The sequence below is a fragment of the Streptococcus parasanguinis genome (assembly GCF_001578955.1).
Classification (GTDB): domain Bacteria; phylum Bacillota; class Bacilli; order Lactobacillales; family Streptococcaceae; genus Streptococcus; species Streptococcus parasanguinis_U.
In genome coordinates this window covers 132552-145132 of sequence record NZ_KQ969690.1, presented here as the reverse complement: position 1 = coordinate 145132, position 12581 = coordinate 132552, and the positions used below count along the sequence as shown (strand labels likewise).

The following is a 12581-nucleotide window of genomic DNA, read 5'->3' as shown; positions in this document are numbered from 1 at the left end:
TTCTTACAACAAATGCGCTTCGTGTTTTTGGAAGACTTCTTTTCCAAGCTCTACTAACTTGGTGATCAAATCTGTATAGTTAAGTCCCATATTGTCCCAAAGCAAGGGATACATAGACCATTGGGTAAATCCTGGCATGGTATTGAGTTCGTTTAAGAAGATCTCTCCTTTATCGGTATAGAAGAAATCACAACGCGCCAAACCTAGACCACCGATTGCACGAAAGGCTTTTTCTGCGTTGGTCCGCATGATTTTCACAACCTCAGGGTCCAATTGAGCTGGAATCGCCATGGTAATTTTGTTGTCGATGTATTTGGCATCATAATCATAGAAGGCCACATCTTTCACAACTTCACCTGGCAGGGTGCTCTTCACATCATAGTTTCCAAGCAGTCCAACTTCGATCTCACGCGCATTGACTCCTTGCTCTACCAAGACACGGCTATCGTATTTGAAGGCCAATTCGAGAGCAGTCCGAAGTTCTGTTTGGTTTTCAGATTTTGAAATCCCAACACTAGAGCCCATATTGGATGGTTTGGTAAAGACAGGATAAGAGAGAGTCGCTTCAATTGCAGCAATTTTCTCTTCCAAGTCATCGCCTTCCACTACAGCTACATAAGGAACTTGTGGAATCCCTGCAGACTCCAAGACCCGTTTGGTCGTGATCTTGTCCATCGCAACACTGGAAGCTAGGATGCCACAGCCAACATAAGGCATCTTCAAGACTTCTAAGAAGCCTTGAATGGAACCATCTTCTCCCATTGGTCCATGAAGAACTGGAAAGACCACTGCTCCTTCCTTGTAAATCGCAGATGGTGCCACTTTTTTAGACCAGTCCACTGTATCATTGGTCATCAATTTCTCATCATCCGCTGGTTTCTCTTCAAAAGCTTGCGTCTGGATGAAGTCTCCTGACTGCGTAATAAAGTAGGTTTGAACCGAAAATGCTTGGTAATCAATCGCGCGCATCACGCTTTCTGCTGAAAGAACAGAAACTTCACGTTCTGCACTACGTCCACCATACAACAGGATTAAGTCTTGTTTACTCATATTTTCTCCCTAATTGTTCCCTTGATTTCTTACTTGATAGTATACCACAATGATAGCCCTTTCGAAAGAACTTCTCTTATAATTCTGTCCGATTTTCAATCGCGCGAAGCAAGGTCACTTCGTCCGCATACTCGATATCGGCTCCAACTGCGAGTCCCCGTGCCAAACGTGTCACTTTGATCCCTGCTGGCTTGAGCACGCGCGAGATATACATCGATGTCGCTTCCCCGTCTGCCGTCGCATTGGTCGCAACAATGACCTCTGTTACTGTTCCATCCATCAAGCGACTAATCAAACTCTTGAGATTGATATCATCGGGTCCCACGCCATTCATGGGCGAGATTAAGCCATGCAAGACATGGTAACGACCGTGGTATTCCTGAATATTCTCCATAGCAGATACATCCCGGCTATCTTCTACAACCAGAATGAGGGATGGATCCCGCGTTTCATCTCGACAAATCTCGCAGGTTTCTTCATCGGTTAAATTTCCACAAATACTGCAATACCCCAGCTCACGCTTGGCATTCAGTAAGTTCTTGGCAAATTCATTGACATCATCATCCGACATACCAATCGTGTAAAAAGCCAGACGAGTCGCTGTTTTGATCCCAATTCCTGGCAACTTCGAATAGCTGTCAATTAATTTTGCAATAGGTGCTGGATAAAGCATAATTTCCTTTCTAATTCATGGGGTGTTTCTGATTGTATAAATTAATAATGTCACGCGCAATGGAATGACTGACCGTCGCTTGTAGATTGGTATTATGTGGAAAAACCACTGCTACCGCAATCTTTGGATTGTTTGATGGTGCATAAGCCACCACATTGGTATTAATGGCTTGTTTGCCTCCATCGACTGTGGTTTCAGCTGTACCGGTCTTTGCACTAATGGGCACACTAGCACCTCGACCCACGGTCTTTCCTGTCGTTAACCCACTCGTACCATTTGCAACTTGGTAGAACCCTTGCTTGATCAAAGCCATGTCCTCCGCTGAGATATGCACCTGATTGAGCTCTTTAGTTTCGATCGTTTTTTTCAACTGACCAAGGCCCCCTTGATCATTATTGTCATAGATACCTTCAACAACATGAGGACTCACCCTCTTCCCATCATTCGCAACTGTCGCCACATACTGGGCCAATTGCATCGGTGTATAGTTGTCAAACTGGCCAAAGGCATTGGTCAAATAATTGCCGACTGTATACTCTTTCGGGATAAAACCAGTCGATTCATTGGGAAGGTCAATCCCCGTTGTCGTTCCAAGACCATACTCTGCAAAAGTAGAACGGAGTTTTTTCATAGCAGGGTCTACTTGATCCACTTGTAAGGTCATGTTTGGAGTGTAGGGTTGCCCCATCATCTTAAGGGCAATTTGGACCATATAGGTATTAGAGGAGTATTCTAAAGCCTCCACCGCATTGATGGAACGACTACCGTATTGGGTAAACCAAGAATTGATAGGAGCTGATCCTGCAAAAACAATCGGCTGATCGGTCAGCACCTGATTCCCAGAAATGACTCCATTTTCCCATCCCGAAGTCAAGGTCGCTCCTTTGACCACGGATCCTGGGACGAAGACGTTGGTGACTGTTCCCAAAGCATCTGCTGATAGATCTTGACTCCCTGCTTGGTGTTTAATCCCTGCCATAGCAAGAACTTTCCCTGTATCAGGCTCCAGTGCTACAGCATAGACACCTTCGGAGTAGGTCGCATTTCCAGCTTGTAACTCTGCGCTAAAGGCAGAGCGGAGAATATCCTCCACCCCTTTTTGGAAATCCAAATCAATCGAGAGCTTGAGGTTTTCTCCCTTAGCCCCTTTCGAAACATCGACCACTTTTTCTATGTTGCCATTCTTATCCAGAAGAATTTCTTTTTCACTGCGTTTCCCTTGGAGAACCTCTTCATATTCCTTTTCGAGATAAGACGTTCCAACCCGGTCATTAAGAGCGTAACCTTTTTTGACATACTGGTCAACCTCTTCTGCTGGAAGTCCCGCCTGCTCGGTTGAGACATTCCCAATAATAGAGGCTAGAGGAGTATCCAAAACCTTGCGGTCCCAGCTAGTCGTGATGGCAATTCCCGGAAAATCTTGACTGTCAGCAGTGATGGTCGCAATCTGCTCAGCACCTAACGCTTTCGTCGTAATGATTCCCGTCGCAAAATTCTCCACAGCATTCATCTGGCTGTAAAGATAGATGATCTTTTTCTCATCATCAGTGTAACCGAGTTTCGAAGGATCAATGCTGTCCACTGCCGCTTGATAGATTTTAGCTTCCGGCAGACGATTTCCATCTGTATCATATTTCTTTTTCTCAGGCAGATGTTCCACGACCTCTTGATAGACTTTGGTATTGGCTAGATAATAGTCTACTTCTTGCCGTTCGGTCACTTGAGGATCCTCTACATCAACGTACTGTAAGAGTTTCCCTGCAGTCTCTCGCATTTCTTGGGCTGTCATTTTACGATCCCGCGTAAATGTCAGAACCTGTTTCCCCACATTTTCCACCAAGGGCTTGCCAGAAGCATCATAGATTTGCCCTCGCACACTCCCTTGTTTGACCGTCTTTTTCGTAGCTTTTGCCAATTTATCCGTATAATAGGATTGGTGAGTGATCTGCATATAGCCAAGCCGAGCAATCAGAACTAAAAAAAGAAGGCAAATCAAACTAAACAGCAGATATAGCCTGCGTGTTATCGAATGATTCTCAAACTTCCGTATTTTTTTCTTCATGAAATTTTCTATCCTTCTTTTCTAATAAACACTTTCCTTTCATTTTACTATTTTTTCAAGAGTATCTCAAGAAAATGAAGAGGCCTTTCCTGGAATTTTACAAAGAAAAAAGATTGGACAGGCTCGCCCAATCTCTTCTACTAATAGGTCACCACGTTGATCTTTCCTTTGTCATACTCCGCAATGAAAATATCCAAAACATTATCATAGCCTTCTTTTTCCAATTCAGCCAGCAGCCACTCTTCACTTTTTCCAATTGTTTCCAAAATTTCAAGCTGAACTACGCCATCCGTAATAATCGGGTATTTAGGATTCTCATCTCCCGCACGGACAACAATTAATTGACCATTTTGTTCAATAACAGCGCGCTTCACATCTTTTAATTGAAAAATCCCTTGTCCACGTAGTTTCAAGGCAACATCTGAAGCAGAAAGTCCTTTGGAACGACAAGCTTCCGGATCGAGTTTCCCATTTTTAATGATGACAGTAGGTTTTCCATCAATCAAATGCTTCATAAAACGAACATTGGTATTGAGCCATTTTAAGAGCAAGATCAAAATGGTCCACATCAAGAGAATCACAATGTATTGAAGAATGGTAATGGAGCTATTGTAAATAACCCCACCAATAATTCCCCCCAGAACAAAGTTCTGTATCTGGTCTACTGCAGAACTTGGTGCTAGATTGCCTTTCCCTGTCACATTGATCACAAATACTAAGGAAATCAAGCCCAGAGCCAATTTAATCAAAATGGTTAAAAAATTTACTGTCATTTGTTCACCTCCACAAGTTCCACGTCCGTTTTATACAGATCCATCTTTTCCAATAGGTAGCTATCTGGGTCAGAGCCTGCGATAGCCCGATAATAAACTTCTCCAACTTTCAGGATTGCCCCATCTGTGGCTGCCGAAGTATTGACATAGACGTCTTCTTTTTTGACATCCAACTCCTTCGAAATGACCTCAATAAAATGCAGAGATCGTTGGAACTGGTCGTTATTACTTTGACTATTTTGAAAATTACTGATGCTGATCAAGACCACTGCAACCAGAGTCAAAATCGAGATAATGGATAATTCACGGAATTTGCTATCGTGCTTATCCCGATAGGCTTTCACCGCGAAAAAACCAGTCAGTAGAATGAGCAAGCCAGAGATCCCAATGGTCACCCAATTTTGCTGACTAATCTGACTCAATACATAGTCATAAGAGTAAAATTTCATAATGAACTCCCTTTCTCCAAATGAATTCAAGCTATTATAATGGATTTCAGGAGAGAATTCAAGGCATTCTAATCAGAAAAAAATATATTTTTTGTTATAATAAAATTATCTATCATGTCAAGAAAAGGAAACACAATGAAACTCATTTCATGGAATATCGACTCGCTTAATGCTGCATTAACCAGTGATTCGGCACGCGCCAAACTCTCTCAAGAAGTCCTCCAAACCTTGGTTGCTGAGGATGCGGATATCATTGCCATTCAAGAAACCAAGTTATCCGCCAAAGGACCTACAAAGAAACACCTCGAAATCCTTGAGGAACTCTTCCCACAATATGAAAACACCTGGCGCTCTTCTCAAGAACCGGCTCGTAAAGGCTATGCTGGAACCATGTTCCTCTATAAAAAAGAGCTCACACCAGTTGTGACTTTCCCAGAGATCGGAGCTCCTTCAACCATGGATTTGGAAGGTCGGATCATTACACTAGAATTTGATCACTTTTTCGTTACTCAGGTCTACACACCCAATGCCGGAGATGGCCTCAAACGCCTAGCAGAACGCCAAGTATGGGATGTCAAATATGCTGAATATTTGGCTGAGTTAGACAAGGAAAAACCTGTCCTTGCAACCGGTGACTACAACGTTGCTCACATGGAAATCGACCTTGCTAACCCTGCCAGCAACCGTCGTTCACCAGGTTTCACAGACGAAGAACGTGAAGGATTTACAAATCTTTTAGCCAAAGGATTTACAGATACCTTCCGCCACCTCCACGGCGATGTGCCGGAGCGTTACACTTGGTGGGCGCAACGCAGCAAGACTTCAAAAATCAACAACACAGGCTGGAGAATCGACTATTGGTTGACTTCAAACCGCATTGCTGACAAGGTCACTAAATCAGATATGATTGACTCTGGAGCACGTCAAGATCATACACCAATTGTATTGGAAATTGATTTGTAAGGATGTTCTTTATGAATTTCAATGCAGTGATTCCTGAGTTTATTGTATCGAATATAGAGCAGTCCCGTTCCTTTTACTGTGATTTACTGGGTTTTACCATCGAATACGGGCGACCAGAAGAGAACTTCCTTTTCCTTTCTCTCGAAGATTGCCAGCTAATGATAGAGGAGGGAACAAAGGAGGAGCTAGCTGAACTGACCTATCCATTTGGTCGTGGAGTCAATATCTCCTTTGGCATAAAAGATGTCCCTAGACTCTATCAAAAATTGCTAGAATCTAACTATCCTATTCATCGTCCATTGACCAAAAGAGAATTTCGTGTTGGTGAACAGTATATCTATCCTCATGAATTTTCAGTTTTAGATCCAGATGGCTATTTTTTAAGATTTAGTGAATAGAATGATCATTACCCGTCTATGGACCATACCCAAAAATCTATTTTTTGAGTACAGTTCAATAGCGGGTGATTTATTTATCTTTCATCTTAAAAAATGAGACAGACTGACTTTCGAGACATAAAAAAAAACGGAGCCTTCACATGACGGCTCCGACTTTTTTATCTTCATTGATAGACCAATGATTGATTTTTTTATTTTTTCTTCTCAATGTGATCTTTGAGATCTTCTTGAGCTTTTTTATTGGATTCTGCTTTTTTCTTCAACCATTCTTCTTTGGCCTTGTTAAAGTCTTTTGTTGTGACAACATCTTTGGACATTTCAAGGTATTTGTAGAAGGTTCCTGTTCCTTTTGTACCAACCCATGAAGCAGCACGGCTGTATGGTACGGTCCGTTGAAGCATTGGAGCACCACCATTTGAAACAGTTGGAAGCGTAATCGAGCTATCTGTCAACCATGCTTGCGCTGCTGCATATTTTTCATAGCGTTTAGCTTGATCCAACAATTCAGCATCGGCGTCTTTCAACATGTTAGCGTATTGATCCAAACCAACTGTTGCAATGGCTGGATTATTTGAACCTGCATCAATACCAAGATAGTAGAAGACAGAACCATTTACTGGGCTGATACTTTCGAGGTAAGTCGATGGGTCTTGGTAGTCAGGAGCCCAACCACCGCCTGAGATATCGTAATCTCTCGCAGCTGCTGTATCGCTGAAGTAGGTGATATTTTGGAAATCATCATCCGATACCTTTTGAAGGTCCACAACGACATTATATGCACCAAGCGCTGACTCTACAGATTGTTTGAAGGAGCTAGCTTGTTGGACCATGCTGTTGTCCACTTGGCTGACAATGTAGTCCAAATGAATTGGGAATTGAACGCCTTGTTTTTGCAATTCAGCTTTGGCTTTCGCAAATGAAGCTTTGGCTTTTTCTGGGTTGTAAAGGCTAGTTTGACCATCGTCCAGGCTTACACCCTTCCATTGATCCCCATAGGTAACCAATTGTTTTTCAACAACTTTACCAAAATCTTCTCCATTGACTTGGACATAAGTTGGTGGTACCAAGGTGCTACGAAGGGTATTTTCAGCCGCATCAGATCCAGATACTTGTGCCGCATAAGATTTGCGGTCAAAGGCAAAGTTCACCGCTTGACGGAAGTCCTTGTTCAGGATTGCTTTCTTAGTAGAAGCTTTTTGTTCATCCGTTGTTTTGGCTGTGTGGTCATACTTTTGACGGTCCAAGTTGAATCCAAGATAGTAGGATGTTCCCAATTGCAAACCGTAGACAATGTTGTCGCCAAAGTTTTTCTTGACACTCTTATAAGTCGAGCTGTTTGGCATAACAGATGCAAAGGAATATTGACCTTTTTCAAAGTTCTTAATGATAGAATCAGGGTTTGATCCATCGTTAAAGGTCAATTTGACATTGTCGATATGAACATTTTTCGCATCGTAATAGTCTTTGTTCTTGACCAATTCAATCTCAGATTTTGAAGTCAATGATTTCAAGTAGAATGGACCATTGTATAAGATGCTGCTAGGTTTCAAAGAACCAAAATCTTTTCCTTGAGATTTCAAGAAATCCGCATTGACTGGGAAAAGAACACCTGAGGTTGTTTTTGAGTTCCAGAAGCTTTCTGGACGAACCAAAGTATATTGGATGGTGTGGTCATCTAAGGCTTTGACACCAACTGTGTTAAAGTCTTTGGTTTCCCCTTTTACGTAGGCATCCAAACCTTTGATCGAATTTTGAATCAAGAAGAGACCTTCTGATTTAGACTCAACTGCGTGTTTGATCCCTGTAACAAAGTCTTGAGCCGTTACAGCACCATATTCTTCTCCTTCACTCGTATACCATTTGGCATCCTTACGAAGTTTGTAAGTATAGGTCAATCCATCTTCAGAGACAGTCCAATCTTCTGCTAGACTTGGCACAAAGTTTCCGTATCGGTCGTTTTCAAGAAGACCATCTACAAGGTTACTTGTGACATCTGAAGTAGTCGTACGAGTTGCAGCAATATAGTCCAAGGTATTTGGATCTGCTGAATAGACAAATGAGTAGGTTGCTTGATTGCTGCTGCTACCACCACATGCTGTTAAGAGAAAGGCACCTGCAACAGAAACTCCTGCAAGAGCTAACAGTTTTTTTGCTTTCATCACTATCTCCTTATGTTAGATTTTCTACCATTATACACTATTTCTTAAAAAAAACCAAATTTATTTTAAAAAAGTTCGTTTTTTCTGAATGAATATAATAAGATATAAAGAAAAAGCATCTTGAAATCGATCTCAAAGAAGCCGGATAGGGGAGTCTAGGCACCTACCACCAGATCCAACAAAGATATCACCTTTCAATCATTTTAATAAATATACGTTTCATCACAAAAAAGAACCTCTGCACTTTCGAGCAGAGGAACTGATTCCTAATCAAAATGATAGAGTTGAGGATACTGGTCACATTCAGGATTTTTAGGATGGCAGATGGCCCGTCCAAAGTAAATCATGGCTTGGTGAGCCGCCAGCCATTCGCTCTTTGGCAGAACATCCATGACCCGCTTTTCAACTTCCAATGGCGTCGCTGATTTCTTGACAATATCATGGTGCTTGCAGATCCGCTCCACATGGGTATCAACAGCAAAGGCTGGAATCCCAAAACCTACACTCATGACCACATTGGCTGTCTTGCGTCCTACTCCTGCTAAACTCTCTAACTCTTCGCGAGTCTGAGGTACTTGCCCATCAAAGTTATCCAGCAATTGTTGGGCACATTTTTTGAGAAATTTGGCCTTATTTCGATAGAGGCCTAATTTAGAAATATGCTTGGCGATATCGGCCTCACTGGCTGCTGCCATGGCTTGCGGGGTTGGAAAAGCCGCAAACAAACCTGGTGTCGCTTTGTTAACAGCCGCGTCTGTCGTCTGAGCTGAGAGCATAACTGCCACTAGTAATTCAAAATGATTACGAAAATCCAGACTTGGCTTGGCATCTGGAAAAAGGGCGATAATTTCTTCGATCACATGACGTGCCCGTTTCTTTGATAAAACCATCATTTCTCCTTTACATTACTAGTCTTTATTATAGCATGAAAGCACCCTATTTCTAAAAGAATCGGCTTCAGAAAAAAGGAGTGGAACAGAATGAATTCTAAAAATCCATCCCATCCCACTTCTATCTCTATTAGATCTTCCTTGACTCGATTGTTTGTTTTACACCAATCTCTTTAAGAAGGTTATCAGGGTTTGAGCAGAGCGTTCGCCAGCCTCTACGATAAATTCATCAAAAGAGATATTGGCTGCGTGATCTGCTGTATCACTCATGGCGCGAATGACCATGAAAGGACGTCCAACTGCGTGAGCGGCTTGGGCAATGGCTGCCCCTTCCATCTCAACTGCCAATACTTCTGGGAAATGCTCCCGAATTGCTGCGACTTTTTCTTCACTCGCGATAAAGCTATCTCCTGTTGTAATCAAGCCCACATGTGTGGTTGCAGCTTCTTCTTCCAGAACTTTTTTCATTTCTGATACAAAATAGCGACTGGATTCAAAGTAAAGCGGTTGACCTGCCATTTGACCATACTTATAGCCAAAGGCTGTCACATCCACATCATGATAGGCCAATTTGTCCGCAAGGACGATATCCCCAACAGCCATCCCTGGGGCAACGGCACCTGCAGAACCCGTATTGATAATGGCTTCCACTTTAAAATCATTGGCCAAGACTGCTACACTCATAGCAGACATGACTTTTCCAATACCACTTTCCACCAAAACGACCTCATGGCGACCAATCGATCCTGTATAGTAGACTTTTCCAAGACGCAGATGCTTTTCCCCATTTTCAAGGGCTTCAACCAGGATCTTCAACTCCTGGGGCATGGCTGCGATAATTCCAATTTTCATGTCGTTTTTCTCCTTGTGACGACCTTATAGACGCCAAATAGCAATGATCAAGGCAATGAGGAGCACAATGATCCAGAACAAAATCTTATTGAGTTTGGATTGGACCACACTTTGCTTGCGTTCTTCAATGCGACGACTCTTGGTCACAGTAGGCTCCACTTGGATCTGCACAGTATCCTGAGAATAACGCTCTTGTGGACGCTCCATACGACTTTCTCTCATAGGACGTTCATAGCCAAATCCCCTGTGGTCTGTCCGAATAATTTTCGTCTCTTCAGCATCGACCATATTAGGACCGGTGATGTCCTCACCTCGCCTTGCTCGTTCAATCATTTCATCGGTTAATAAAGGTTTTCCCATCGGATCCTCCTCTATTTATTGATTAAGTCCCAATATTGGATAGCCATGATGGTCTTGGCATCACAGATTTCGCCAGTTTGGATTAAATCTTTCGCTTCCTGCAAGGTCACTTCTAATAACTCTAAGGTCTCATCCGCATCTTGTGGACGTGGATTTTCCACCTTTTTCAAGTTGGTCGCACCATAAAGTTTGATCCGCTCATTACAAAATCCAATGGCTGAATAAAAATCATACAACAACTCTAGATCCGCTGTGTAACCAATTTCTTCTTCCAATTCACGCAGAGCAGCTGCTTTAGGATCTGCATTTTCTCCCTTTTCTAACTTCCCTGCTGGAATCTCCACTGAAGTCCTTTCAATCGCCTTGCGGTACTGCTTGACCAAGATCGTTTTCCCATCTTCTGTGATCGGCAAAACCGCTACTGCTCCATTATGGAAGATTAAATCACGCTGCGCTTGGCCTTTTCCAGCGGGTAGTTCTACTTGATCAGTGACCACTTGGAAAATAGGTCCCTGATAAATCTCCTTGCGCTCAATGGTTTTTTCTTCAAATTGCATGAGAATCTCCTATTTATTTTTAGGATGGTGTGGCAAGCGAAGGGCATACTCTTCTTTATTCACTTGACGGCCACGACCAATCGCAATCGCATCAGCTGGTACATCCTTGGTAATGGTTGATCCAGCACCGACTAAGGAATTGTCGCCTAATTCAACTGGTGCAATAATCGTCGAATTGGATCCGACAAAGACATTGTTTCCAATCGTCGTTTTAAACTTGTGTTGGCCATCATAATTCACTGTGATGGTTCCTGCACCAAAATTAACGTTGCTGCCGACTTCACAGTTACCAATGTAAGTCAAATGACCAGCTTTGGTATTTTCGCCAATAGACGAACCTTTGACTTCGACAAAGTTTCCAATATGGACATCTTTGGCGAGGCTAGAACCTGGGCGAATATGAGCATATGGTCCTACCGTTACACCATCGGCTACCGTGCTCTCTTCAATCATAGAGTTGGTAATAACGGCACCTGCCCCAATTTCACTATCCACAATATAGGTTCCATTAGTTAAAACTGTCTCAGCCCCAATTTTTGTGTGGCCTTTTAGGGTAACATTGGCTTCGATTTGCACTTCTGGTGCGATCTCAACATCGACATCGATATAGGCCGCATCTGGATCGACAAAGCTCACCCCATTGACCATGTGGGCTTGGTTAATGCGACGACGCATGATGCCTTCTGCTGTCGCAAGGGCCACGCGGTCGTTAACCCCGAGACTTTCATCAAAGTCTTTGAGCGTATAGGCTCCAACTTTCTCTCCTGCTTCTCGGAAAATCCCAATCACATCTGTGATGTAGTATTCACCTTGGGCATTGTTGGTATTGATATTCTTCAAAGCTTCAAAGAGGCGCGCATTGTCAAAGACATAAGTCCCTGTATTGATTTCTTTGATTTGTTTTTCAAAATCTGTCGCATCTTTTTGCTCGACAATGCGAAGCACTTCCGCATTGTCATTACGAACAATCCGGCCATAGCCAAATGGATTGGCTGCTTCGGCTGTCAAAATCGTTGCCACATTCTTGTGGTTGATATGGAAGTCGATCAAGTGTTTGAGACTGTCACCCGTAATCAAAGGAGTGTCTCCTGCAATGACGAGGGTATGCCCTTCAAGACCTTTCAAGACTGGCTCTGCCATCATGACCGCATGACCAGTTCCCAATTGTTCGGTTTGTTTGACAAACTCTGTTTGTCCCGCTAAGACTTGCTCTACCAATTCCGCCTTGTGGCCCACAACTGTTACAGTCTTTTCTGGTGAGATGGCTCCAACACTACGGAAGACATGCTCCAACATAGAGATCCCTGCAACCTTATGGAGAACCTTGGGCAGATCTGATTTCATACGGGTACCTTTCCCCGCTGCTAAAATAATGGCATAATTTGGCATAACATT

13 protein-coding genes are annotated in these 12581 nt (G+C 42.9%); 2 read left to right on the top strand and 11 right to left on the bottom strand.

Translation table 11 applies throughout. The features are described from left to right. Positions 1 to 3: 3 nt before the first annotated feature. From SPADD19_RS04530 to SPADD19_RS04510, 5 genes are all read right to left on the bottom strand, one after another. On the bottom strand, positions 4 to 1050 hold the full coding sequence (locus SPADD19_RS04530) for a D-alanine--D-alanine ligase (protein WP_061455348.1): 1047 nt from the start codon (positions 1048 to 1050) through the stop codon (positions 4 to 6). Positions 1051 to 1126: 76 nt separating this feature from the next. Next, positions 1127 to 1723, bottom strand: a complete 597-nt coding sequence (gene recR, locus SPADD19_RS04525; RefSeq protein ID WP_003002450.1) for a recombination mediator RecR — start codon at positions 1721 to 1723, stop codon at positions 1127 to 1129. A 10-nt stretch (positions 1724 to 1733) separates the two neighbouring features. Continuing rightward, entirely contained in the window at positions 1734 to 3785 is a 2052-nt protein-coding gene (pbp2b, locus tag SPADD19_RS04520) for a penicillin-binding protein PBP2B (protein ID WP_049518323.1), read from the bottom strand. 140 nt (positions 3786 to 3925) lie between these two features. Further along, positions 3926 to 4558 (bottom strand): DUF421 domain-containing protein, encoded by a 633-nt coding sequence (locus SPADD19_RS04515; RefSeq protein ID WP_061455347.1) that lies wholly within the window; start codon positions 4556 to 4558, stop codon positions 3926 to 3928. Then, the gene (locus SPADD19_RS04510; protein WP_061455346.1) at positions 4555 to 5007 is read right to left on the bottom strand and encodes a DUF3290 family protein; all 453 of its coding nucleotides are present in this window, start codon (positions 5005 to 5007) and stop codon (positions 4555 to 4557) included. The genes SPADD19_RS04515 and SPADD19_RS04510 overlap by 4 nt, the downstream gene beginning before the upstream one ends. 135 nt (positions 5008 to 5142) lie before the next feature. On the opposite strand from SPADD19_RS04510, the gene SPADD19_RS04505 reads away from it, so the two are divergent. Then, on the top strand, positions 5143 to 5970 hold the full coding sequence (locus SPADD19_RS04505) for an exodeoxyribonuclease III (RefSeq protein WP_061455345.1): 828 nt from the start codon (positions 5143 to 5145) through the stop codon (positions 5968 to 5970). 11 nt (positions 5971 to 5981) lie between these two features. Beyond that, positions 5982 to 6368, top strand: coding sequence for a bleomycin resistance protein (locus tag SPADD19_RS04500; protein WP_041826259.1), 387 nt, complete (start codon positions 5982 to 5984; stop codon positions 6366 to 6368). Between the two features lie 191 nt (positions 6369 to 6559). Here the strand turns inward: SPADD19_RS04500 and SPADD19_RS04495 are convergent, their stop codons facing one another. From SPADD19_RS04495 to glmU, 6 genes are all read right to left on the bottom strand, one after another. Then, positions 6560 to 8527 carry a peptide ABC transporter substrate-binding protein gene (locus SPADD19_RS04495; RefSeq protein ID WP_061455344.1) on the bottom strand — a complete coding sequence of 656 codons (1968 nt, stop codon included), beginning with the start codon at positions 8525 to 8527 and terminating at the stop codon, positions 6560 to 6562. A 266-nt stretch (positions 8528 to 8793) separates the two neighbouring features. After that, complete coding sequence (nth, locus tag SPADD19_RS04490; RefSeq protein ID WP_003006251.1) at positions 8794 to 9417, bottom strand: endonuclease III; 624 nt, start codon at positions 9415 to 9417, stop codon at positions 8794 to 8796. Positions 9418 to 9576: 159 nt separating this feature from the next. Continuing rightward, positions 9577 to 10269 carry a 5'-methylthioadenosine/adenosylhomocysteine nucleosidase gene (locus SPADD19_RS04485; protein ID WP_045759216.1) on the bottom strand — a complete coding sequence of 231 codons (693 nt, stop codon included), beginning with the start codon at positions 10267 to 10269 and terminating at the stop codon, positions 9577 to 9579. Positions 10270 to 10293: 24 nt separating this feature from the next. Continuing rightward, the gene (gene macP / locus SPADD19_RS04480) at positions 10294 to 10629 is read right to left on the bottom strand and encodes a cell wall synthase accessory phosphoprotein MacP (protein WP_024055894.1); all 336 of its coding nucleotides are present in this window, start codon (positions 10627 to 10629) and stop codon (positions 10294 to 10296) included. Between the two features lie 11 nt (positions 10630 to 10640). Beyond that, positions 10641 to 11186: an NUDIX hydrolase gene (locus SPADD19_RS04475; RefSeq protein ID WP_031574455.1), complete on the bottom strand. Its 546-nt coding sequence runs from the start codon at positions 11184 to 11186 to the stop codon at positions 10641 to 10643. Positions 11187 to 11195: 9 nt separating this feature from the next. Then, entirely contained in the window at positions 11196 to 12575 is a 1380-nt protein-coding gene (glmU, locus tag SPADD19_RS04470; protein ID WP_045759215.1) for a bifunctional UDP-N-acetylglucosamine diphosphorylase/glucosamine-1-phosphate N-acetyltransferase GlmU, read from the bottom strand. Between the last annotated feature and the right edge of the window lie 6 nt (positions 12576 to 12581).

Coding starts and splice junctions, on each gene's coding strand:
- glmU (WP_045759215.1), bottom strand. CDS start 12,575: ATGCCAAATTATGCCATTATTTTAGCAGCGGGGAAAGGTACCCGTATG.
- nth (WP_003006251.1), bottom strand. CDS start 9,417: ATGGTTTTATCAAAGAAACGGGCACGTCATGTGATCGAAGAAATTATC.
- SPADD19_RS04530 (WP_061455348.1), bottom strand. CDS start 1,050: ATGAGTAAACAAGACTTAATCCTGTTGTATGGTGGACGTAGTGCAGAA.
- SPADD19_RS04500 (WP_041826259.1), top strand. CDS start 5,982: ATGAATTTCAATGCAGTGATTCCTGAGTTTATTGTATCGAATATAGAG.
- pbp2b (WP_049518323.1), bottom strand. CDS start 3,785: ATGAAGAAAAAAATACGGAAGTTTGAGAATCATTCGATAACACGCAGG.
- SPADD19_RS04495 (WP_061455344.1), bottom strand. CDS start 8,527: ATGAAAGCAAAAAAACTGTTAGCTCTTGCAGGAGTTTCTGTTGCAGGT.
- SPADD19_RS04515 (WP_061455347.1), bottom strand. CDS start 4,558: ATGACAGTAAATTTTTTAACCATTTTGATTAAATTGGCTCTGGGCTTG.
- SPADD19_RS04510 (WP_061455346.1), bottom strand. CDS start 5,007: ATGAAATTTTACTCTTATGACTATGTATTGAGTCAGATTAGTCAGCAA.
- macP (WP_024055894.1), bottom strand. CDS start 10,629: ATGGGAAAACCTTTATTAACCGATGAAATGATTGAACGAGCAAGGCGA.
- SPADD19_RS04475 (WP_031574455.1), bottom strand. CDS start 11,186: ATGCAATTTGAAGAAAAAACCATTGAGCGCAAGGAGATTTATCAGGGA.
- recR (WP_003002450.1), bottom strand. CDS start 1,723: ATGCTTTATCCAGCACCTATTGCAAAATTAATTGACAGCTATTCGAAG.
- SPADD19_RS04505 (WP_061455345.1), top strand. CDS start 5,143: ATGAAACTCATTTCATGGAATATCGACTCGCTTAATGCTGCATTAACC.
- SPADD19_RS04485 (WP_045759216.1), bottom strand. CDS start 10,269: ATGAAAATTGGAATTATCGCAGCCATGCCCCAGGAGTTGAAGATCCTG.